Here is a 22,807-nt window from a genome sequence, read left to right on the forward strand (position 1 = left end):
CCTCTCTCATGCTACGGCTTTCGGAGTGACCTCTGCCCTCAAGCAGCTGGAGCCTGCACATGCTGGATATGCTCCTGTTGTAACAACCACATAGCGACTCGCGACTGACCAATCCCACCTCCGATAGTGGCGGGGAATTCGCCCGCAACCAGCTGTCGATGCCAAGGTAAATCCAAAGAGGGCAGCCCTCCCTTCAGCTCTAACTGCTTAACCATAACCTCTGGGGTCACACGAATTCCCATCGAAGAGAGTTCGAGTGCATCATCTAGACCATCATGCCAGACCAACAAATCGCCGTTTAAACCATAACGCCCATCTTCATTTAATGAAGTCCAATCATCATAATCTGCAGCACGGTCATCATGTTTTTGACCATCACTTAATTCACCGCCAATCCCAATAATAAATACCGCCTTATGCATCCGAGTAATTTCTTTCTCACGCTGTTTGGCCGAAAGCTTCGGAAACATTTCGCGCAATTCTTCACTGTGAATAAAGAAGACTTTGTCCGCATAACTCTCGCTCCAGTGACCCGTAACTTTTGCCGCTGACTTTATCGCCGTATAAATTAGCTCTACGGTTTTTCTGAGCGTCATTAATGTGCGCATTTCGGGCGCAAGAACCTGCTCCCAATCCCATTGATCAACCTGTACCGAATGACGCGCACTTAATACCTCTTCATCCGGCCGCAATGCTAGCATGTGCGTAATAACTCCCTCGCCTGGCTGCGCATGGTATTTAGCGAGAATAGCTCGTTTCCACTTGGCCAAGGAGTGCACCACCTCATAACGTTGCTGCTCGGCACGCACCTCTAAACTCACAGGCCTTTCATGACCACTGAGCGTATCTTGTAATCCGCTATCCGCTGGAACAATTAGAGGAGCCTGAACAATCGCAAGGTTCAACTTTTCACATAACTGCTTCGTTATTTCATGCTTGATTGCATACGACTGTGAATGGATTTTTAATTGAGCAATAGACATGACCGTATCCTTCTTGTTGGTTTTGTCTATACTCTTCTGAAAGCACGCTAACTTTCAATAGTGACTAACAAATAAATGCTTTACTTGTTTTTTATTTGGAATAATAATCAAATTTATTAAACATAATCTACCCCCACTTTGTTTTATGGAGTAAAAATTAAATGATCGATAATTTAGATAGAGCAATCATGAGAACTTTGCAGCAGGATGCGCGAGTTTCTTATGCTGAAATAGCTAAAGCCAATAAAGTTAGTCCTGCGACAATACATGTTCGCGTGGAAAAGCTTCGTAAATCCGGTTACATCGATGGCACGCACGTTCATTTGAATGCAAAAAAGCTTGGATATGATGTTTGTTGCTTTATCGGCATTAATTTAGCCCGAGCTGGCGATTATCCGACCACCTTGGCCAAGCTTGAGGCTCTACCCGAAGTGGTAGAAGCGCATTATACGACGGGGCAATACAGTATTTTTATTAAAGTGATGGTCCAATCTATAAGTGATTTGCAGCATCTTTTAATAGAAAAAATCCAGCCCATCGATGAGATTCAAGCGACGGAAACCTTAATAAGCCTGCAACAACCCATACTTCGCCAAGTTTCGGTATAGCCGAGCAGCCCCTAGGGCAGACGTCCGCATCACCGCCCCTGCATAAGAGAGGGCAGCCCTCCCTTTTGCAAGGCTTTGCTAGACTCACCTCTGAGCCAACAAGGAGGTGCTCTATGCCGAATCAGAAACGAAATGATATACCGGGAATAGCCTTACACATCACCCAGCGAGGCAACAATCGACAGCTAATGTTTCGGGAAAACGAGGATTATCAACGCTTTGCAGGGATGTTGATTAAGTACTCAGAAAAATATCAAGTCATCGTTCATGCTTGGATGTTGATGCCGAATCACATCCATCTGTTAGTCACCCCACAAGAAAAAAATATGGTTGGCCGCATGATGATGTGTGTAACTGGAGCGTACACCAAATTCTATAATCAAAAGTACAAGCGCACCGGTACACTTTATGAAAAGCGCTATTACTCAGCTCTTGTCGATTACGATGAATACGTGATTAACGTCTATCGCTACATCGAGTTAAACCCCGTCAAAGCACGACTTGTGCAGCACCCAGGGTACTGGCATTGGAGTTCGTATCGACACAATGCTGAGGGGCTTGAGTCCTCTATGCTTGTGCCACATTTATCGTTCATGAAGCTAGGTTTGACGATCGAGGACTGTCGTAATGCCTATCAGAAGTTGGTTAACGATACTGACGTCACAAGTGAAGACTATGAGTTCTTACGACATGAAATCCGAACTGCACAAAAGAAAAACTTCGCCTTCGGTGGTGAAGAATTTAAGAAGGAAATGGGTGCGAAGCTGGGCCTAGATGGCGAAGGGGCAGAGGTCGAGGCGACCGAGGTATGAGAAGAGAGGGCTGCCCTCTCTCATGCAAGGCGTTTGATGCAAACCTCTGCCCGTAGCGACTCAGTCGCGATAACCGTTCGGGTTCTGCGACTGCCAACGCCAAGTATCCCGCATCATATCTTCCAAGGAGTGCGAAGCACGCCAACCCAGACGCTGTTCGGAGTATGCAGGATCTGCAAAGCATTGAGCTATGTCGCCAGCACGGCGAGGAACTATTTCGTATGGAATTTTCTGTCCCGAAGCTGCTTCAAACGCTTTCACCATTTGCAGAACCGACAAGCCAACGCCCGTACCCAAGTTGATCGCATCAAAGCCTGGTTGATGCAGTCCTTTAAGCGCGGCGAGGTGCCCTAAAGCCAAATCAACAACATGGATGTAATCGCGTACGCCAGTACCGTCCGGCGTTGGGTAGTCGCCGCCATAGACATTCAGTTTCGGCAACTTACCGACCGCGACCTGCGAAATATAAGGCATCAGATTGTTTGGAATATCGTTAGGATCTTCACCGATAAGTCCTGAGACATGCGCCCCAACTGGGTTAAAGTAGCGTAAAACAATCGCCGACCACTCTGGATCCGCGTGGCAGATATCGGCCAGCACCCGCTCCACCATATATTTCGATGTGCCGTAGGGGTTCGTTGTCCCACCCGTCGGACTTGATTCCTTGATAGGCACTTCTAGCGGGTCACCGTAAACCGTAGCAGATGACGAAAAGACGATTTTCTTTACGCTATGCGCCGCCATTACGTGGCAAAGTTTGAGCGTACCGACAACGTTGTTTTCATAATAACGCAGCGGTTGCTGAACGCTTTCGCCAACGGCTTTAAGCCCCGCAAAATGAATCACCGCCTCAATATCGTGGGCTTCGAACAGACTCTGCAGAAGCTCAACATCACAGACATCCCCCTCAATAAGGAGAGGTTTGCGCCCAGTGATTTGCTCCACACGCCGCAAGCTTTCGTGCGAACTGTTACTAAAATTATCTAGGACAACGACTTCATGCCCTCGCTGCAGCAACTCCACAACCGTGTGAGAACCAATGTAGCCGGCACCTCCGGTAACTAAGATCATAGCCTTTCAATCCCTTTTTCTTAAGTCAATGCTAACGCGTGATGCTTTGGGCAGAGGTAGTAATTATACAGACTTACATGAGGGAGGGCAGCCCTCTCTTATACACACAAAACCTTGCATACCTCTGCCCCATCGCCTAAAAATAAACAAAATAAACGGAGTTAAAACAAAAATGACAAAAAGTTACACCGAACATTTTGAAGAAAGAGGAACGGCCTATGAGTGCGCCATGCGTCAGTTCCCACACGCAAGAGACGAAGAATTTCAGCAACTTATTCATGCAGCACAATTGAAAAGTGGTATGCGCGTCGCTGATGTTCCCGCAGGAGGTGGCTACCTGAAGCGCTACCTACCCAACGACACTCATTGGCTGGGCCATGAGCCATGCGAAAGCTTCACTAATCATGCGACATCAAACGGCGGTTCAGCCCCGCTTCTACCGCTGCCATGGCTCGACGCCTCTATCGACTGTGCGATGAGTTTAGCTGGCGTTCATCATTTATTAGATAAAAAACCTTTATTTAAAGAATTTGCTCGCATTTTGAAGCCCAAAGGCAAATTAATTATATCTGATGTCGAGGAAAACTCCCCCGTTGCCCTCTTCTTGGATCAGTTTGTCGGAGCTTATAACAGCACGGGGCACGAAGGCATTTATTTGAATAAACAAACTACCGAAGAAATTGCTGAACAAGACTTCGAGATCATTAAAACTGAGCGCATTAACTTAGTATGGCGGCTTCCGACGAAACAGGATTTAGTCGTCTTCTGCAAACAACTATTTGACTTAAAAAATGCAAATGAAGAACAGGTAGCTCAAGCAATTGAAGACTATCTCGGTTTTCAATCTTTGGCTGACAATCAAATTGGCATGAATTGGCAACTCACTACTATTACGGCACAACGAAAATGACGCAAAAATCACTCATCGAATTTAGCCATCATCGCTACTTGCCAGGATATTTAAGAGGACGTCGACAACCCGGTTTGATTGTGTCGCTTAAACCATCTAGCGCTCTACTGAATGGGTTAGCCAAGCCAGAAAAAAGTAGAGATTTGGCAAGGTTAGCAAACCAATTTAATGATTATTGCGGGACTGCAGAAAATCACGAAAATACTCCCTCACAATACGATTGGCTTGCTCTTTTAAAGCAAATTGGAATCTGTACATCAAGCGTACTTCAATACTTCAAGTTTCCACAACTCGATAACCCTGAGATTCTTTTCGCGCCAACTTCGGATAAGTATCTGCAAAAACCAACGCAACTTCTGATAACAATCCCACATTGCGATCCTAGCCTTAATTTAAAAGCTTTAAAGTTAGTGCTTGATATCATTTCAGATGCACTGATTCGCGAAAACTTTGAATTACCGATTACTAAAATAAGCGACGTATTGTCAGACATCAAGAAGAACCTTAACTTCAGTGTTAATGCTCTATTTTTAAAAGCCGCGTACGATAACGAAATGCCCGTACTGGTATTAAATGGAGGTACCGTTCAATACGGTTTTGGTGCTCGCTCAGAATGGTTTGAGCATACGTTTTCGATGCAAACGACCAATATTTCAGTGCGTATGGCGCGCGACAAAACTAAATGCAGCCTTCGCCTACAACAGGCTGGCCTCCCCGTCGCCCCCAATACTAAAGTACGTAGCACAGAAGAAGCACTCCAATTTGGAAAACACGTTGGTTTTCCGATCGTTATTAAACCAGCGAACCTTGATGGCGGAACCGCGGTCACCGCAAATTTATCGACCCCCAATGAGGTGCGTGCAGCGGTGCAAAAAGTGCAAAAGGTCTCGAAGCAAATTAGAGCCGAGAAGCACATTATTGGACGAGACTATCGGCTCACGGTGCTTGATGGGCGCGTCGTGTGGGCGGTCGAACGCGTACCCGGTGGAGTCTTTGGCGATGGCGAGAATACCGTCGAGCAACTCATCGCCAAGGAAAACGAAACGCTTAATCGTCGTCAGGGACCCGCACAAACACTACAGCCTCTGACCTTAAACAATGAATCGATGTCACTGTTGACAAAGCAAAAATTATCAAAAGATACCGTTCCAACCAAAGGTACATTTGTGCGGCTCAGTAGCATTGCCAATGTCGCAACCGGCGGTCGACCAGTGCCGGTCTTCGAGCAAGTACACCCCGACAATATAAAACTAGCTGAGCGAGCTGCCCGCGCCCTACGCCTTGATATAGCTGGTGTTGACATCTTGATCCGCGATATCACAAAGTCTTGGCGTGAAGTTGGTGGTGTGATTTGCGAGGTCAACGGACAACCTGATTTGGGCGCGACCACTGCCCTACATTTATACAGTGATGTACTGCGCTCACGCGTCGCCGGTACCGGACGCATCCCGATCATCGCCGTAGTTGGAGGCGCTAAAGCCGCCGCCCTTATTAAACGCGGTGTCGAGGCGACTTCAGATGCCGTCAGCCTCGGCTGGATGAGTACCTCCGCCATTGGTATAGGTGATGCGGTTCTGCAAACCGGCAAGTTTAAAAGCTTTTCTGGCAGCCAAATACTCCTGACTGACAATCAGGTCGAGGCACTAATCTTTCAGGTCTCAGGTGAAGATATTCTGCAAACGGGGTTACCTTCAGATCGCCTAGATCTCGTCATCATAGCCGACGAAATCTCTCCCCCACCACTGCATCGAGAGATCGAGAAGTCACTCATTCCGGCCTGTTCAGGCGATGTTATTAGACTTGCTGGAGACGTTAGCGAGCAAACCGCCGTAGATTCGATAATGCGATTGTTGACTTAAGGGCAGAGGTAGGTGGCTTTCCATGTCGCGAAGGGAGGGCAGCCCTCCCTTCGCAACTTGCAAAAATGATGCACCTCTGGCTTCCATTCCAGTGCCAATCCTTAGCTCAGTGCTAGACAGGAAGAAACTTCGCTATCCATGTAAAACAACACCAGACAAATCAATACAGTAGATTGCTTGCTCAGCATCATTTGTACCAACTCTACCCCAAGATTCAGAACAATGGAACAACTTTTTAACCAATGGGTTACATTATTTTATGCCGAGGGCAGAGGTTGCTCATAAATAAGTACCATTAGAGAGGGCTGCCCTCCCTCGTGCTAGCCCATATGTAGCGACCTCTGCCCCTTGTTATTACCTTTTCTTTAAATATCAGCTAACCTGTAACTTGTAGCAAATATCCTACAAAACGATTAAGTGATCACTGAAAAGAAAAGCAGATTTGAACTCACTTTTTCATAACCTATAAACCCATTGAAGAGTTACACCCATTCATTCAATGTGAATTCATCATGAATTCGTTTTGTGACTTATTTTTGAATTCAATTTGAGCTCATTTATTGAGCTCAATTATTGAGTTCAACCAAAGTCTCCCACTCGCCCTCTAGCCCTTATTACGAGCGCACCACAAGGTTTACTTCGTATACATCTATTCAACTGTGCCTTGAAGCCGGAGGTAGACTTCCCAATATCATGCGTAAAGAGTCGTCCAAGGACGATAGTCGGGAGTATGATCGACAGCCTGGGTGGTCATAAGTGATGGCGGCTGTCGTGATATCAGAGGTCGTTGAAATGATTAGTGGTAGTTGGAGTGACCCATACTCCAGAAAGGTATTCTTGAACGCGGCTGAAATGGACAACAACCACTTGGTACACCTCGCTTGGGCGTGGTGATCAGCTGTGAATTTAGTAGCGACAGGCGTAACGAGATTCGGCGCCTACGTGACCAACTCTGCGATCCGAAATAACGGGGCAGAGGTTGGCACGCAAAGACTATGCACAGAGAGGGCTGACCTCTCTCATGCAAGGAGGAAATGAGAAACCTCAGCCCTCAGGGCTAATTGCAGCACGAAACAGCACTTCAAACTTGTCCAACGCCTCCGCTACAAGGTCATCCGACATGGTCAGAGGTGGCAAAAAGCGCAGGACATTACCGTAGTAGCCGCAAGCCAGTAGAATTAAACCATGTGAGGGAGCCAGCTGGATGCAACGCTGTGTCAACGCGACATTCGGCTCACCGACATCTGCGGCAGAGCCACCACCACCGGCAGAAGCACTACTCGGCGCAAATCCCGTAACCAACTCTAACGCAATCATCGCCCCCACTTGGCGTACCTCCAAAATCAACGATGGAAATTCCTGCTGCAATGACCGTAAGCGCGAAGCAAACGCCGCGCCAATTTCACCAGCTCTGCGCATCAACTCTTCTTGCTCAATCACTCGCAATACCGCCAACGCGGCAGCGCAAGCCACCGGCGAGCCGCCATAAGTGCCGCCCAGACCGCCGGGCAGAGGTGCGTCCATGATCTCAGCTTTGCCGACCACCGCCGCCAACGGAAAACCACCAGCAATACCTTTCGCCATAGTCATCAAGTCAGGCTCAACATCGGCATGCTCAAACGCAAACATTTTGCCGGTACGCGCAAAGCCCGTCTGGATTTCATCAGCAATTAACAAGATCCCATGCTGGTCACAAATGGCACGCAACGCGAGCAAAAACTCCGCAGGCGCCGGGTAAAATCCACCCTCGCCCTGCACCGGTTCAATAATGATCGCAGCCACATCAGAGGGCGCAATCGAAGCCTTGAACACATGTTGCAAACCGCGTAGCGCGTCATCAACTGAGACATCATGCGCGGCAATCGGAAACGGCGCATGATACAAATCTGCGGGAAACGGCCCAAACAAATGCTTATATGGAGCGACTTTGCCGGTGAGCCCCATGGTCAAGTTGGTACGGCCATGAAAGCCCCCAGTAAACGCAATCACACCGCGCCGTCCAGTCGAAGCTCGTGCTATTTTCACACAGTTTTCAACGGCTTCTGCCCCCGTGGTTACAAACATTGCCTTTTTCGCCGAAGCGCCAGGTGCTAATCGCGTCAATTTTTCCGCCAACTCGACTGCAACCTCGTACGGATTAATCATCACGCAAGTATGCGAAAACGCTGCCACCTGCTTGCGCACTGCCTCGACCACGGCCGGATGCGAATGCCCCGTGTTACACACGGCAATGCCAGTACCTAAATCGATATAACGATTGCCCTCAACGTCCCACACTTCGGCGTTTTCGGCACGCGATACAAACACCGGATAAACGTTGCCCTGTCCGCGCGCAAAGGCTGCAAGCTTGCGCTCTTGAAGTTCTTGATTACTAATAGCTTTACTCATAATCCACCCACACTTAAATATTTAATCGAAAGATAATCATCGAGCCCGTACAGCGAGCCTTCGCGCCCATAACCACTTTGTTTCACGCCGCCAAACGGCGCCGCAGCATTGGAAATCGCGGCGTCGTTCATGCCGACCATGCCAAACTGAAGCCCCCGTGCGACACGCCACAGACGCCCGTGATCACGACTAAATACGTAGCTCGCCAGTCCGTACTCGGTGTCGTTGGCAAGCGCCAGCGCTTCAGCCTCTGTAGCAAACTTTAAAATCGGTGCCACAGGACCAAAAATTTCCTGCTGCGCAATCGCCATATCCGCTCGGACGTCAGTCAACACCGCAGCCGGCAGCCAAGCTCCATCGGCAATGTAGTCTTGACGACGACCGCCGGAATCACCCACATGCAGCCGAGCACCCTCGGCCACTGCCTGCGCCACCAGCGTCGCAACTTTACTCGCCGCATCTGCATGAATCAGCGGGCCAAGCGACAACTCCTGCAAGCGCTCCAACAAACGCTCTACAAAAGCATCATGAATTTCGTCTTGCACCAACACGCGGTTCGCACAAACGCAGGTCTGCCCGGCATTGCGGAACTTCGCCAACAGCAAGCCCTCTACCGCCTGTTCGATATCCGCATCCGCAAATACGATAAACGGTGCATTGCCGCCGAGCTCCAGCGACAAACGTTTCACCGTTGGCGCGCATTGCGCCGCCAACTTGCGTCCGGTTGCGGTGGAGCCGGTAAAAGTAAATTTAGCCACCGTCGGATGTCCGGTTAACACCGCTCCAATACTCGCGGCATCAGTGCCGACCACCAGTTGAAACACCTCTGCTGGAATCCCCGCCTGCACCGCCAAGGCTTGCAGCGCAAAGGCCGACAAAGGCGTTTCCGCAGCCGGCTTCGCCACCATTGCACAGCCAGCTGCCAACGCAGTTGCAGCCTTGCGCGCCAGCATCGCGTTCGGAAAATTCCAAGGTGTAATCGCCGCCACAACACCGACCGGCTCCTTTATTACGGCGACTTCCTTGCTTGCGGTTGGCGCCGGAATCGTGCTGCCATAAACGCGCACAGCCTCCTCGGCAAACCACTCAATATACGAAGCCCCATAGGCGATTTCGCCCTGCGCTTCGCTAAGCGGTTTGCCTTGCTCCGCGTGCAGAATCTCCGCCAGAAGTTGTGCGTGCTGCTGCAACAACTCGGCCCAGCGTCGCAACAACGTTGCACGTTCACGGGCGGGCCGCGCAGCCCATTCACGCTGCGCCTGCTGCGCTGTTTGAACGGCCTGCTCCGTAGCGTTTGCCGCAGGCTCACTGACATAAGCAACTAAGGCCGCAGCTTCATCTGGCGCATAGGCCGGATTGTGAATCGCAAAATGAGCCGTCGTCGGCTTCGGTACCGAGACCTGCGATGGCAGCAATGACAATGATTGCGCGCGTAGAATAATGTTTTCGGACATAGCGTTTTCCCTTATTTGCGAATAGCGGCATTGCAGCATGGTCCCAAACAATGTTAAATATCAACGTATCAACCTTTGGTTTTGAAACTTTCAAACTTTGTATTCAAATATTGGGAACGCCTATGTCATGGTTGCAACGAGACCTAACCGACTTCGATCTCAAACTCTTGCAAGTTTTTCGCACCGTTGTGGAATGCGGAGGTTTTACCGCCGCTGAGACAGAGTTAGGCATCAGTCGCTCAACCATCAGCATCCACATGAGTAGTCTTGAAACACGCCTTGGCATGCGGCTATGCCAGCGTGGGCGACAGGGCTTTTCGCTGACTCGCGAAGGGCAAGCAGTGTTCAATGCACTACTCTCATTGAGCGAAGCGCACGAGGAATTTCGTCACCAAGTAGCCTCGATAAATCAAGATCTTAGTGGAGAGCTAGTGCTTCTAGCCGCGGATCAGCTTGACCCTCCAAGGCAGTTGCACATCGCCCAAGCGTTGCGCCGCATTAAGCAACAAGCACCTGATTTACAGATTCATTTTGACTTGCTGCCGCTTCAGCAGATTGAACTCGCGTTGCTTAAGAACCAAGCGCACCTGGCGTTGATGCCTGGTTATCGACGCATTGATGGTTTGGCATACGCGCATGCTTTCAGCACCCCGATTTATCTATGCTGCGGGGCCACGCACCCGCTGTTTGAGGTGGCAGATGACGCCCTAGATATCGCACGTTTGGCGGAGTTCGAGACCGTGCATCCGGGCGTTAATATTAATCCGGAAGGCCGTAAGTTATTGCAAAAGTTGAAGACTTCTGGACGTGCCTACCAATTTGACAGTCGGTTGAGCATGATTTTGTCGGGCGCCTATTTAGGCTTCATGCCGAGCGCCATCAGCGCACCGTTTCTGGCACAGAGACAACTTCGCTACTTGCTGCCTGAGACCTTTAACTACCCATTTGAGCAATTTTATGTGAGTCGGAAGCAGCCACGCGAACCAGAAAAGGTAACGCTTGCGCTCGAAGCACTGCAGGGAGAAAACTAATATGTGGCTTATCGCATCCGCCGTTTTAACCCTCACGTTTCAATTTGAACATGCGGATATTCCTGATGCTGAGGTACAAGTTCTGGAGCTTGCCGACAGCGGGCAGAGGTTACCGCTGAATCCTGGCTTCAGCGGAGGGCAGCCCTACTCCTTTGCCCTCACTCCCTCCGCCACCTCGCAAGAAATCCACTTTGCCTTGCGCGAGTACAACGCCAACTGCATCCACAACGGCGTCATCGACTTACCGCAACCGTTCACGCAAACCCCATTTACCATCAGCGCAACATTCCGCATCACCCAGAACACTTGCGCTTACGCCACCTTCGCCACCGCAGGGCAGACCTCCGTCACCATCACCGCTAGCAAAGAGAGGGCAGCCCTCCCTAATGCAAGCAAAAACACGCTGACCTACGAGCCGCTGGGGCGATCTCTCAAGCATGCGCCATGGGCGCCGCAGCCGCCGCAGGCCCAGCCTACGGTCTATGGGTGGTCGCGAATCACCAATGATCAGCAATTCGAGCACTATTCATCCAACACGCACATCGCGGTACCGGCATATTCGTTAAGCAAAACATTCATTACCACAGCGACAGCTCTACTTTATCGCAATCAGTATCAGTCGGACCTTTTGCAATTGTCGCTAGATACCTGGGGGGATATTTGCCCACAAAATACATGGCAAAGTGTCACACTCATCGACGCACTGAATATGCAAACGGGCCATTATGCATCTAAGCAACATGGCCAAGACGAAGCTTCAGCCGCAATGATCGAGAACTTCTTTGAGGCAACAACGCATCAAGAGAAAATCGCCCACGCCTGCAGCTATCCTGAGCGCGAACAGCGAAATGTTGTCTACCAAACCTCAGCAACCTACCTTGCTGCGACCGCACTACAGAACCTTTTAAGTACAGAGCAAAACACCCGGCTCGATACCTTTCTTTACAACGGCCTTTGGAACGAGCTCAAGCTTAGCCCACTGGCGTATAGTATCGACACCACCAAGGACGACAAGCGCCAGGTCTGGGGTGGCTACGGCCTGACTCTACTTCCGACCGACCTAGTGAAACTTGCACATTTTGTGCAACAAGATCCGCTAAAACTTGGCTTCGAAGAAATTCTTGAGAACCCGGAAACAGCCTGCCCAATCCCAAACACGCCCAACCTCCGCTATCGCCAGAGCATCTGGTTTTGGCAGCATCCTGAAACGCAAAAATGGTATCCGTTTCTCAGCGGCTATGGCGGCATCATCGTACTTTTTCTCGATGACCAGCACATCTACTACATGGTCAGCGATCAGCATGATCATCGCTTCAAAAGCGTCATCGATAGCTTCGAAAACTATCAACGTCAGCGTACAGCGCCCAGAGCTAGCTCACCCGGAGAGTAGCAAAGAGAGGGCTGCCCTCTCTTATGCAAGCAGAAATGCGTGGACGTCGGCCCAACTGGCACCATGAGCAGCAGCAAACTGGCGCTAGCCAGTGCAGAGGGAACAAGGCAAGCTAGCCATAACAAGGCAAACTAATAACGATAACAAAGGCGAAGAGCGACATGATGAAGGTAAAAGCAAACGGCTACGCAGCGCGCGTCATGCTAGCATTCTTAGCAACGGCAGGGTTGTTCTACGTGAACATTATGCCGGCGCTGGTTTCAGGTCTCATAAGTGGACTCGAATTTAGCAACAAAGACGCTGGCCTCATCGGTAGCCTCAATATCTACGGTGCCGCCGTTGGTGCCTTCGCTGCCATCTTTATTATCCGCCGCATTGAGTGGAAGCCGGTTTGCATCACGCTATTACTCACCATTATCGCCATCGATTTCGCCTCGATGCTACTCACCACGGAAATCGCACTCATGGTTCTGCGTGCGATCCATGGCTTCGTCGGCGGTCTTCTCGTGGGCGTCAGCTTTGCCGTCATCGCGCGCACCGAAGAGGTCCATAAAACTTTTGGCATGCTGCTACTTGTGCAGTTCGGTCTCGGCGGCCTCGGCGTGTGGGCACTTCCTCCACTGGTGCCGGTTTACGGCAGTTGGATATTATTCATGGCGCTCATCGCCTTCAGTACCGCCGCGCTTATCATGACCTTCTTCTTGCCAGACTACCCAGTCAAAATGAGAGACCCAAAAGCCGTCATCGCGCCAGTTCAAAAAGGCCCATTAGCCGCATCGGTCACCGCCGTCTTTCTTTTCCAAGCCGCCAACATGGCTCTCTACGCTTACATCATCGACCTCGGCGAACAAGCCGGCTTAACCCTCGACACCATTTCGCCAGCCTTGGGCGTCTCCGCGTGGATGGGCATCCTCGGCTCGCTTGCGGTCATCGCCCTGGCTACCAAATGGGGCCGTACCTTGCCGATCATGCTTGGCATTTTCGTCACCGCCGCGGCCACCTACGCGCTGCATTATAGCTTCAGCCCAGCAGTCTTCTGGCTCGCGAATATCGCCGTCGGCATCACTTGGGCGTTTTCCATCGCGTACATGCTTGGCGTCTGCAGCGAATTCGACAAAGCTGGACAAATGGCCGCACTCGGTGGATTTGCCTCAAAAATGGGGCTCGCCTCGGGGCCGATGTTCGCTGCCTTTATCGTCAACGACAGTAATTACGAGCAACTCATCAACGTCGCGGTGGCCCTTCTGATCATCGGCGCACTGGCAACCATCTACCCATCACGCCTGCTCGACCGCCAAGACCGCCAAGCCGCCGCCAACACCGGAGCCGCAAACGAAGCCGAAAACGAAGCCGAAGCAAACGAAGCCGCGCAAACGCCGCCCTAAACAAACGCCGCCCCAGACAAACGCCCCCCTAGACAAGCGAGCCCAAGCCACCGTACACTCGAGTCCTATGATGCAGCCGCTTTTTGTACTCGACAACGACAGCCCAGCGAACCTTCAGCAGCAACTGATCCAAAAGCTGATCCAGGCCATTCAAAATGGCCACTTCGCTTGTGGCAGTAAAATGCCCTCGACGCGCAAACTCGCCGAGCAGCTCGGCATTGCGCGCAACACGGTAGTGAACGCTTACGAACAGCTGATCGACGAAGGCTACCTGATCAGTAAAGAGCGGAGTGGCATTTATGTCGCCGAAGACCTTTACGAGCAACACGCCCAAAACGCCAGCCATAAGAAGCCAAACCAAGAAAACCAGCAACACGAACAAAACTGGCAGCAGCGCATCAATAAGCTACGGCTCGACAAACTCGCATCGCCGTATCCACACAACTGGCAACAGTATCCATTTCCATTTATTGACGGCCAGTTCGACCCAAGTTTGTTCCCAGTACAGCAATGGCGTGAGTGCTCAAAACTCAGCCTCAACGTGAATGAAATTAAAACCTGGGCTTCAGACTCAGGGCACGACGATGACGCCCTACTCGCGGAAGAAATTCGCACCAAAGTACTGCCGAGGCGCGGGATTTACGCTAATCCCGACGAAATTCTTGTTACCCTCGGCTCGCAGCATGGTTTATACCTGCTGACCAAGCTACTGCTCAACAACCAAACTCTGATCACCGTCGAGGAACCCGGCTATCCAGGCATAAGACAATTGGCGCATCAGGCTTATAGCCCGATCCACCACGCCGAAGTCGACGAGCATGGCATCATTCCCGAGCAGATCCCGCAGCACACCGACCTGCTGTACGTAACCCCGAGTCATCAAATGCCGACGGCAGTAACCATGCCACAGCAACGTCGCGAAGCGCTCATCGCCAAAGCCAACGACGACGATTTCATCATCGTCGAAGACGACTACGCCAGCGAAAGCAATTTCATGTCGTCACCGCATCCTGCGATCAAAAGCCTCGATAGCCAGGGGCGCGTCATCTATGTTTCCAGTTTTTCAAAAGTCTTGGCCCCGGGCCTCAGGCTTGGCTTTATGGTCGGCCCAGCGCCGCTTATCAAGCAAGCGCGTCAGCTACGAACCCTCATATCGCGCCATCCACCGGCCAATAACCAACGCGTCATGGGGCTGTTTCTATCACTCGGCTACTACGACCAAGCCTTAAGAAAACTCAATCAAGAAATGGCGGTGCGCTGGCAAGAACTTCGCGAGGCGCTCAACCACTATTTGTCAACGCACATCGTCACCTCACGCACCATGGGCGGTAGCACGTGCTGGATCGAAGGTCCAAGCCAACTCGACGGCCAGCAATTCGCCGCTGAAGCAGCAAAACACGGCGTGCTCATTGAGCCGGTTCAGCGCTTTTTTGCCAGTACACGCAACAACGGCAACGGCGGCAACAACGGCGCACCACAAAACTACTTCCGCCTCGGCGTCAGCAGCATCCCAACCGACAAAATCCGAGAAGGTATCGAGTTGCTGGCACAAATTATGCGCCAATGGCAAGACGACAGCAGCGGAACCGACACCGCCCGCAGCACCAATCAACAAAATTGGGGCAAACGTCTCAAGGGCGAACAACTCCGCGACTTCGCCAGCCGTGTCGAGTTCATCGGCCAAACCGTATTCGGTGACCCCTACCGCATCCGCCTGTATGCCGACGGCAGCATGGCCGGTTGGGAAGGCTACCAAGATGAACGCCAAGACAAAGGCCAATGGTGGCTCGAAGGCGACCGCTGGTTCCGTCAGTGGAAGGACTGGTCGTACGGCGAAACGCTCGGTTTTGAAATCTACATCCAGAAAAATCGCATCAACTGGGTACGCGACGGCAAACGCGTCGACTCCGCATTCTACCTGCTCCACAGCAACGAACCAGCCACCGAAACCAGTAGTTAAAACCAAACTGGCACCAGAATTCCCCCCAAACTGGCTCTACTCGCCAACCAGTTACGCTTCTAGGCTAATCAGCACATTAGTTAACGGAGCGACGCATGTCAGTTTTTACCATCGCCGGCTTGCAATTGAGCTTGAGCGCACAAGGCGACAACCTGGACACGATCAAGCAGCAAGTGCTCGCCACCAAACGGCGCTATCCGAACGTGCAACTCATTATGTTGCCCGAGCTCGCCACCTTTGGTCCGGCCCCACGCCACGCGGCAGAATTTCCGAATAATACTGATCAGGCTTTGCAACAGCTGGCCAAAGAAGCCCACGTATGGCTTTGCAACGGCTCACTATTTGAACGTGATGGCGACCGTATTTACAACACAGCGAGCGTTTACGACCCGCAAGGTAATGTCGTTTGCCGCTATCGCAAAATGTATCCGTTTTTACCCTACGAAGAAGGCATATCCGCTGGCGATACACCCGCGACCTTTACCATCCCTGGCGTTGGCGAGTTCGGGCTTTCGATCTGCTATGACATGTGGTTCCCGGAGACCACCCGGGCGCTCGCATGGCAAGGTGCTGAGGTGATTTTGCATCCAACCCTCACCAACACCATCGATCGCGATACCGAACTCGCCATCACTCGAGCATCGGCGGCAACCAATCAGGTGTACATGATTGATATCAACTCCGCTGCACCTTTGGGCAACGGTCGCTCGATTGTGGCTGGCCCCGGCGGCGAAGTTATTCATCAAGCCGCCGACAACCAAGAAGTCATCGTTATTGACCTCGATCTTGATTACCTACGCCGTGTGCGCGAACGCGGTTGGCATTGCTTAGGCCAACCGTTGAAGAGCTTCCGTGACCACCCAATTAGCTTTCCGCAGTACCAAGGTAAGCCGTCACCGGCCTTGGCCAAGCTTGGGGCTCTCGAAAAGCCAAAAAATCCAGAAAAATCAAAATAAAAACTGCATAATAACCACAGGGGAATCCTGATGAAACAGAGCAACAACCACTTTAAAATCGCACCGCTGGCACTCGCTGTCGGCTCAGCTTTAATGCTTGGCGCACCGGTGTACGCGCAAGCACAAGCGCAGTCTCAAGCGCAGTCGCAGTCGCAGCAAGAGCAAGCGGAACAAGCCGACGAGCGCATTATTGTGACGGCAACTCGCCGCCCGCAAACCGTCAACGAGATCCCGTATAACATCTCGGTGGTTTCCGGTGAGGAACTGGAAGAACAGCTCATCGTCGACCAAGTTGACGTCATGCGCCAAACGCCAGGCATTACTGTCGTTGATCGCGGCTACCGCAACTCAGGCGTGATCAACAATATCGTCATTCGTGGCATGAACGTCGACTCGGCCGGTAACGGTGACTTTGCCCTAAACGCAGTACCGACGGTCAGCACCTACGTAAATGACACGCCACTATTCGCCAACTTCATTCTAAAAGACATCGACGCTGTCGAGATTTTGCGTGGTCCACAAGGTACGCTGTACGGCTCCGGCTCCCTGGCGGGGACCGTGCGCTACACCTTGAATAAGCCAGACCTTTACGGCGGCTACGCCAAAGTTGACGCGAAGCTCAGCCAAACCGAAGGCTCCGATGGCTTTAACCAGCATTATGATGTGTTGGTCAACCAACCGCTTAGCGACAGCGTTGCCGTGCGGGCCTTCTTTGGCCGCATCGATAATGACGGCATTGTCGACTACGCCAACGTTTATCGCTTGAACAGCAACGGTGCGCCAGTAGCCGAGGGCGGTGATATCGCCAACGGCGACCCAGTCTTCACCCGCGTCGAAGATGCCGATACTGTCGCCATCGATTACGGTCGTGTGAGCATGCTGTGGCAGCCTTCCGAAGACTTCTCGGCGCTGTTAAGCCACCAGTTCCAGTCCGATGATATTGGCGGTCGCCGCCAAGTCACCACCGGCACCAACTGGGTCGGCGGCACCGAAAGCAGTTACGGTGACTACGAGAACGGCGCCGTACATCGCGAACCTTCTGAGCGAGAGGTCAGCATGACCTCATTGGAACTCGAATGGGACCTCGGTTTCGCCACCTTATCTTCAACCACCTCGGACTACGAACATGACGGCAGCTCAACCAGTGACAACTCAGGCTTCTACGCACAAAACAACTGGTTCGCTTGGTTCTACGGTGGCAGCCCGCGTCCATTAGCGATCGCTGAGCGTTTTTATGAAGACTCAGGCTTCAGCCAAGAATTGCGTTTAGTGTCAAACGGCACGCAAACGTTCGACTGGATTGTCGGTGCGTTCTACTTCGACCAAGACACCGCATCAGGCCAAGACAGCCTCATGCCAGGCTTCAGCGAATGGGCCGAAGCTAGCGGCTTTGACGAAACCCTTGCCAGCTGGGGCGGTGTGCTAGGTGACCAAGACTTCTTATATCGCGACAACCGCAGCCTGCGTGATTTATCGGTTTACGGTGAACTCACCTGGAATGTCTCGGACGTATTTCGTATGACAGCTGGTCTGCGCAGCTTTAACAATGACATTGATAATGACACCGTCATTGAGCTACCGATTTATCCGGGGCCTGCTGACGTGAGCTCATCATTTGACGACAGCGGCACCTTGTTTAAATTTAATGCTTCGTACGATATCTCTGACAGCATAATGTGGTATGCCACGGTTTCAGAAGGTTATCGTCGCGGTGGCACCAGCGCCGTGCCGATCACCGGAGGCTTTGCCGAAAACCCAGCCTATTTGAGCTACGCACCAGACAGCGTGCTCAACATGGAAACTGGTGTGAAAGGCCGCATTGGCCGTCACAATTACTCGGCAACCTTGTTCCGCATGAACTGGGACGACCCTCAATTGAATGTGGCCACACCAAATTGGGGCTTCTATGCCGCGGTGAATGGTGAAGAAGCAGTCTCACAAGGCTTGGAACTCGAACTGAAAGGCTATTTGACCGACAACTTGAAGTACAACATCGGCTACGCCTATGTGGATGCTGAACTCACCGAAGACCTAGTGGTCCCTTCAGGTACGGCGGCAGATCCATCAAGCTATGTCTATGCAGAAGCCGGCGAGCAACTACCAAGCATGGCCGAGAACACTTTCAGTGCTGGCTTGAACCATTCAATGGACTTGCCGTCAGGTATGTATTTGGTCACCAATGTGAGCACCTACTATCAGTCTTCGTCACGAAATTCATTGGGCTCAAATCCTAAATTCGACATCGACCTGGATAGCTTTGCGATTACCAATCTGAGCACCAGCTTGCATGCCGACCAATGGAAGTTTACCTTATTCGCCAAGAACATCTTCAACGAAGAAGGCGTAACTGGCGTGTTATCAGAGGCTTACATGGGTACTGACCCAGACGAAAACTTCTACGGCAACAGCTCGAAACAGTACATTTCGCAGCCGCGCACCATTGGCTTGCAGGTGAGCTATCAGTTTGGCTGGTGATGCTTTGAAGGCTCGTGAGGCTTTGAAGGCTGGTGAACTTGCTAACGCCGCGCTTCGGGAAACCGAGCGCGGCGCTTATGCTTCTGCCCTCAAACTTTATGCCTCGGCGGCGGCGTTGGCGCCGTCAGACGCTGACTTACTCTTTAACTACGCTTCGTTGGCGCGCATCACAGGTTCGTTGCCGCTGGCCGAGTCATTGTTGACGCGGGTTGTGGCCTTGCGCCCTGGGGATTCTGCTGCGTGGTTGCTGTTAAGCGGGTTGCGCCGCTGGAGCGCTGGCGATAATCATGTTGCTTCGATGCGACGAGTGCTGGCTGAGATTGCTGGGTCTTCGGCTGGGTCTGGGGTTGGGGTTGGGGCTTCGGCTGGGTCTTCGGTTGGGTCTTCGGCTGGTTTGGGGTCGGGGTCGGGGTCTGGGTCTGGGTCGGGGTCTGGGTCGGGGTCGCCGCGGCAACGGGTTGAGTTGCTTTATGCGCTCGCCAAAGAGTGCGAAGACATCGAAGACTACGACGCCGCGCGCGACTATTTGCAGCAAGGCGCCGCTCTGCGCCGCAAGCACTTGCGTTATGACGTACGCGACGACGTTACAACGATGGCGGCATTGCGAGATTTGGTGGACGAACTGGCGGGGTCGCGCGCAGCATCTGCTTCAGCTTCTGCGGCGACGGAAACTGGACCGACCCCAATCTTCATCGTTAGCCTGCCGCGCGCGGGGTCGACGCTGTTGGAGCGCATGCTCAGCACCGACTCAGGCATTGAGACCGCCGGCGAATTGCCGTTTTTCCCGCAGTTACTTGGCCGCGCATTGCAGCAGGCATATATCGCCCGCAACGGCAAACTTGCACGTCCGAAGTCCAAAGCAGAACTCGTCACTTACGCCACCGAACTCGACTGGCCACAAATCGGACGTGACTACCTACAAATGCTGCGGCAAGCAGGCCATGGTGACGCACCGTACGTTATCGACAAAATGCCTTTGAACCTTCTCAACATCGGCTTTTTACGGCGCGCCTTGCCGCAAGCGCGCATCATATACTTGCAGCGCGACCCTGACGACCACGCCCTCGCGCTCTACAAGCACCTATTCAACGAAGCCTATCCATGGTCGTACGACTTAACCGAGATTAGCGCCTACACTGACGCCGCCCGCAGCCTCTGCACCGCCGCCAGCGCGGAGCCCACCAACCACATCTTCACCCTAAGCTACGAAGACCTAGTACAGAAACCTCAGAGGTCGCTACGCAACCTCATCGACTACTGCAGCATTGACTGGAGTGACGGGGCCTACGAGCGCGCTTTGCAGTTCAATGAGAGTAATAAAAATGCCTCTACCACCGGCAGCGCCAGCCAGGTCCGAAACGCCCTGCACGCCCGCTCCATCGGCCTCGCCGCCAAATACCACCTGTTTGACTAGCATGAGAGAGGGCAGCCCTCTCTCATGCTAGCCGGAAAGACGGGACCTCTGCCCCACGAGGTGCTGTTAGTATTCGGCTTGTTCAGGAATGAGGATATTCAATGCGCGAGGCTGCAGTGAAATACGGATCTCTGTATCAGCATATATTTCGCCGTCGACGGCAAATTTTAGCTCTGCGCCATCCGCACGTCGCACCCTAACTGAAGTTGCTTGTGTATGCCCCGTGTTCACACCGAGATTGTCTTCGGTCATTCCGGCATACAGTAACTCCATCAAACTCAGTACGTTTTTCTCTCCCGAGTCTTTAGGTTCCAGCCAGGTCAGATCTAGCTTGCCATCGTCCATCATCGGATTACCTCTGCCCTGCGCTAAAAGCGTGGTAATTGGGGCCGCATTTGCCACTATCAAACTACTCGTGCGCCAGCTCTCGAACGGACCATCGTCGAGCGCGACTTCAAACTCTAACACCTCGTTTTCATTGACCGCTTGCCACAACGCCTGCAAGTACGCGAATTGGCCTAGCTTATCTTTCGCCTCGCGATCGGCCTTAGAGATCATCCGCTCCTCAAAGCCCACCGCAGCGCAGAGCAACATCGGCTTATCGTTTACCAGCCCAACATCGACCGCGTGGCATCGCCCCTCGATAACCGTGGTACAGGCGGCCGACACCGGCGATAGTTTCGAGCTCAATCCCCACAGAGCTTGGCTCAGAGAGTTCGCTGTTCCCATCGGAATCATCGCCATCACCGCGTCGGTATTGCGCAGCGCGCTGGCAACCTCGGTAAGCGTACCGTCACCACCCACCGCAATCAGCAGCTTAGCACCATGTTCCATTGCCTCTTCAGCTCGCTTTGTAGCGTTAATTTCTGGCGTAGTTTCAAGAACATGGTTATTAAAATAGGGAGCTAGGAAGTCAAGCACTTCGGCTTTCGCCTTCTTCCATTTGCCGCCGCCAGAGACCGGATTTGCGATGATCCAAACATCCTTCGCCAGCAGCAGTTTATTATCTTTGGCAAAGCGCTCAAGTGCTTGTTCCTGCATGCTATTTAGCCGCGCAATCGAGCGTTCACCCTGTATCGAGTGCAGCACCTCTGCCACCTCAGACGCCTCGGTCCGCATCAACAGGTACGCAGCCACGACAAACACCGAGCGGCCGCGGCCTAACGCGCAATGCACCAGCACTTTGCGCCCCTCATCATGCTGATGCTGAATCCACTGCAGCGCTTCATGGATCTGATGATCCGATGGCGCAACATGATCCAGAACCGGCAAATTCAAATACACCATTTCGGCCTCTTCCGAAGCCCAATCTAGCGCATCAAACTCGGCGGTCACATCCAAAATTGCACCAATACCTTGCTCTTTCAACGCCTCCACATCCGACGCAAACAGTCGACGCCCGACGTACAAGCCATCGGCAACCTCATGCCACGCGGCTACATTGTCACGCCGGCGCGCCAACCAGTTATAGACACTGACGCCCGCGAGAAACGGGTACAACAGCCAGCGAATGTAAATCGGGATCTTGCCACCTTGACGCTTGCGGAACACCCCTGCCAAATTAAACCAATAAGCCGCTGACACCATCGCCAGCGCCAAAAAGCACCAAAATAACAACGCCTTAATTATCCAGTGCTGTGCGAATATCGCCGCAAATAACGCCACCAAAGCGCCAGCTAAATAAGCCGTCGGAACCACCGGGCGGATGTGCATAAACAACTCCTTGCATGAGAGAGGGCTGCCCTCCCTTTCTACCACAAAAACGCGATGACCTCTGCCCAAGAAAAACTTGACACCTAAATGCGAATGGTTATCATTTGTATACACTCACATAAATGCAGATATGGCGGCAAATATGGCAAACCGAACGACAAACCGCGCGAATCGTCTCCGCTATAAACTTATCTACATGGCGATCATCTCAGCGCCATTGGTGTTTCATCTACTGCTGGTTGGCGGCGGGACTCTCCTCTCCTCTGCTCAGCCATCCGCCGCCACCAGCAGTGATGTCTCAAAATCAACGCCTGGTAAGAGCTAGGGCAGAGGTCAGCCGTTCGCAAGTAGCATGAGAGAGGGCAGCCCTCCCTCATGCGAGCGACGCTGGCGTTGCC

Annotated in this window: 17 protein-coding genes; 12 read left to right on the forward strand and 5 right to left on the reverse strand. The window is 52.2% G+C overall.

The window, feature by feature from the left end; all coding sequences use genetic code 11:
• Positions 1 to 38: 38 nt before the first annotated feature.
• Positions 39 to 983 (reverse strand): aspartate--ammonia ligase, encoded by a 945-nt coding sequence (gene asnA / locus CWE21_RS10375; protein ID WP_126834376.1) that lies wholly within the window; start codon positions 981 to 983, stop codon positions 39 to 41.
• Positions 984 to 1,144: 161 nt separating this feature from the next.
• On the opposite strand from asnA, the gene asnC reads away from it, so the two are divergent.
• Together asnC and CWE21_RS10385 are read left to right on the forward strand one after the other, a co-directional pair.
• Complete coding sequence (gene asnC, locus CWE21_RS10380) at positions 1,145 to 1,591, forward strand: transcriptional regulator AsnC (protein WP_126834377.1); 447 nt, start codon at positions 1,145 to 1,147, stop codon at positions 1,589 to 1,591.
• Between the two features lie 113 nt (positions 1,592 to 1,704).
• A complete protein-coding gene (locus CWE21_RS10385; RefSeq protein WP_126834378.1) occupies positions 1,705 to 2,403 on the forward strand; it encodes a transposase in 699 nt (232 codons plus the stop codon).
• 60 nt (positions 2,404 to 2,463) lie between these two features.
• On the opposite strand, the gene galE is transcribed toward CWE21_RS10385, so the two are convergent.
• Positions 2,464 to 3,474 carry a UDP-glucose 4-epimerase GalE gene (gene galE, locus CWE21_RS10390; RefSeq protein ID WP_126834379.1) on the reverse strand — a complete coding sequence of 337 codons (1,011 nt, stop codon included), beginning with the start codon at positions 3,472 to 3,474 and terminating at the stop codon, positions 2,464 to 2,466.
• A gap of 172 nt (positions 3,475 to 3,646) precedes the next feature.
• On the opposite strand from galE, the gene CWE21_RS10395 reads away from it, so the two are divergent.
• Both CWE21_RS10395 and CWE21_RS10400 read left to right on the forward strand, forming a co-directional pair.
• Entirely contained in the window at positions 3,647 to 4,384 is a 738-nt protein-coding gene (locus tag CWE21_RS10395; protein ID WP_126834380.1) for a class I SAM-dependent methyltransferase, read from the forward strand.
• Complete coding sequence (locus CWE21_RS10400; protein WP_126834381.1) at positions 4,381 to 6,243, forward strand: ATP-binding protein; 1,863 nt, start codon at positions 4,381 to 4,383, stop codon at positions 6,241 to 6,243. Before CWE21_RS10395 ends, CWE21_RS10400 begins: the two co-directional genes overlap by 4 nt.
• A 1,044-nt stretch (positions 6,244 to 7,287) precedes the next feature.
• Here CWE21_RS10400 and gabT read toward each other — a convergent pair.
• A complete protein-coding gene (gabT, locus tag CWE21_RS10405) occupies positions 7,288 to 8,619 on the reverse strand; it encodes a 4-aminobutyrate--2-oxoglutarate transaminase (protein ID WP_126834509.1) in 1,332 nt (443 codons plus the stop codon).
• Between the two features lie 8 nt (positions 8,620 to 8,627).
• Complete coding sequence (locus CWE21_RS10410) at positions 8,628 to 10,085, reverse strand: NAD-dependent succinate-semialdehyde dehydrogenase (protein WP_126834382.1); 1,458 nt, start codon at positions 10,083 to 10,085, stop codon at positions 8,628 to 8,630.
• 122 nt (positions 10,086 to 10,207) lie between these two features.
• Between CWE21_RS10410 and CWE21_RS10415 the strand changes: the two genes are divergently transcribed.
• The 7 genes from CWE21_RS10415 (at position 10,208) to CWE21_RS10445 (ending at position 20,696) form a co-directional block, all read left to right on the forward strand.
• Positions 10,208 to 11,116 (forward strand): LysR family transcriptional regulator, encoded by a 909-nt coding sequence (locus CWE21_RS10415; RefSeq protein ID WP_198675110.1) that lies wholly within the window; start codon positions 10,208 to 10,210, stop codon positions 11,114 to 11,116.
• 1 nt (position 11,117) lies between these two features.
• Complete coding sequence (locus CWE21_RS10420) at positions 11,118 to 12,506, forward strand: hypothetical protein (protein ID WP_126834384.1); 1,389 nt, start codon at positions 11,118 to 11,120, stop codon at positions 12,504 to 12,506.
• A gap of 161 nt (positions 12,507 to 12,667) precedes the next feature.
• A complete protein-coding gene (locus CWE21_RS10425) occupies positions 12,668 to 13,891 on the forward strand; it encodes an MFS transporter (RefSeq protein ID WP_241970282.1) in 1,224 nt (407 codons plus the stop codon).
• A 67-nt stretch (positions 13,892 to 13,958) separates the two neighbouring features.
• Positions 13,959 to 15,851 (forward strand): MocR-like pyridoxine biosynthesis transcription factor PdxR, encoded by a 1,893-nt coding sequence (gene pdxR / locus CWE21_RS10430; protein WP_126834385.1) that lies wholly within the window; start codon positions 13,959 to 13,961, stop codon positions 15,849 to 15,851.
• A gap of 95 nt (positions 15,852 to 15,946) precedes the next feature.
• Positions 15,947 to 16,807 (forward strand): carbon-nitrogen hydrolase family protein, encoded by an 861-nt coding sequence (locus tag CWE21_RS10435; protein WP_126834386.1) that lies wholly within the window; start codon positions 15,947 to 15,949, stop codon positions 16,805 to 16,807.
• Between the two features lie 30 nt (positions 16,808 to 16,837).
• Complete coding sequence (locus tag CWE21_RS10440) at positions 16,838 to 19,282, forward strand: TonB-dependent receptor (protein WP_126834387.1); 2,445 nt, start codon at positions 16,838 to 16,840, stop codon at positions 19,280 to 19,282.
• The gene (locus tag CWE21_RS10445) at positions 19,272 to 20,696 is read left to right on the forward strand and encodes a sulfotransferase family protein (protein ID WP_126834388.1); all 1,425 of its coding nucleotides are present in this window, start codon (positions 19,272 to 19,274) and stop codon (positions 20,694 to 20,696) included. Before CWE21_RS10440 ends, CWE21_RS10445 begins: the two co-directional genes overlap by 11 nt.
• A gap of 66 nt (positions 20,697 to 20,762) precedes the next feature.
• Here the strand turns inward: CWE21_RS10445 and CWE21_RS10450 are convergent, their stop codons facing one another.
• Positions 20,763 to 22,409 (reverse strand): diacylglycerol kinase family protein, encoded by a 1,647-nt coding sequence (locus CWE21_RS10450; RefSeq protein WP_126834389.1) that lies wholly within the window; start codon positions 22,407 to 22,409, stop codon positions 20,763 to 20,765.
• 142 nt (positions 22,410 to 22,551) lie between these two features.
• On the opposite strand from CWE21_RS10450, the gene CWE21_RS10455 reads away from it, so the two are divergent.
• Positions 22,552 to 22,734 carry a hypothetical protein gene (locus CWE21_RS10455; protein WP_126834390.1) on the forward strand — a complete coding sequence of 61 codons (183 nt, stop codon included), beginning with the start codon at positions 22,552 to 22,554 and terminating at the stop codon, positions 22,732 to 22,734.
• Positions 22,735 to 22,807: the final 73 nt, after the last annotated feature.

It is taken from the genome of Pseudidiomarina aquimaris, assembly GCF_003987395.1.
Classification (GTDB): domain Bacteria; phylum Pseudomonadota; class Gammaproteobacteria; order Enterobacterales; family Alteromonadaceae; genus Pseudidiomarina; species Pseudidiomarina aquimaris.

What these genes read in the sequence shown, in the direction of transcription:
- CWE21_RS10385 (WP_126834378.1), top strand. Translation starts at nt 1,705, where the DNA reads ATGCCGAATCAGAAACGAAATGATATACCGGGAATAGCCTTACACATC.
- CWE21_RS10435 (WP_126834386.1), top strand. Translation starts at nt 15,947, where the DNA reads ATGTCAGTTTTTACCATCGCCGGCTTGCAATTGAGCTTGAGCGCACAA.
- CWE21_RS10415 (WP_198675110.1), top strand. Translation starts at nt 10,208, where the DNA reads ATGTCATGGTTGCAACGAGACCTAACCGACTTCGATCTCAAACTCTTG.
- CWE21_RS10410 (WP_126834382.1), bottom strand. Translation starts at nt 10,085, where the DNA reads ATGTCCGAAAACATTATTCTACGCGCGCAATCATTGTCATTGCTGCCA.
- CWE21_RS10455 (WP_126834390.1), top strand. Translation starts at nt 22,552, where the DNA reads ATGGCAAACCGAACGACAAACCGCGCGAATCGTCTCCGCTATAAACTT.
- CWE21_RS10420 (WP_126834384.1), top strand. Translation starts at nt 11,118, where the DNA reads ATGTGGCTTATCGCATCCGCCGTTTTAACCCTCACGTTTCAATTTGAA.
- CWE21_RS10425 (WP_241970282.1), top strand. Translation starts at nt 12,668, where the DNA reads ATGATGAAGGTAAAAGCAAACGGCTACGCAGCGCGCGTCATGCTAGCA.
- CWE21_RS10440 (WP_126834387.1), top strand. Translation starts at nt 16,838, where the DNA reads ATGAAACAGAGCAACAACCACTTTAAAATCGCACCGCTGGCACTCGCT.
- asnC (WP_126834377.1), top strand. Translation starts at nt 1,145, where the DNA reads ATGATCGATAATTTAGATAGAGCAATCATGAGAACTTTGCAGCAGGAT.
- CWE21_RS10395 (WP_126834380.1), top strand. Translation starts at nt 3,647, where the DNA reads ATGACAAAAAGTTACACCGAACATTTTGAAGAAAGAGGAACGGCCTAT.
- CWE21_RS10450 (WP_126834389.1), bottom strand. Translation starts at nt 22,409, where the DNA reads ATGCACATCCGCCCGGTGGTTCCGACGGCTTATTTAGCTGGCGCTTTG.
- galE (WP_126834379.1), bottom strand. Translation starts at nt 3,474, where the DNA reads ATGATCTTAGTTACCGGAGGTGCCGGCTACATTGGTTCTCACACGGTT.
- pdxR (WP_126834385.1), top strand. Translation starts at nt 13,959, where the DNA reads ATGATGCAGCCGCTTTTTGTACTCGACAACGACAGCCCAGCGAACCTT.
- asnA (WP_126834376.1), bottom strand. Translation starts at nt 983, where the DNA reads ATGTCTATTGCTCAATTAAAAATCCATTCACAGTCGTATGCAATCAAG.
- CWE21_RS10400 (WP_126834381.1), top strand. Translation starts at nt 4,381, where the DNA reads ATGACGCAAAAATCACTCATCGAATTTAGCCATCATCGCTACTTGCCA.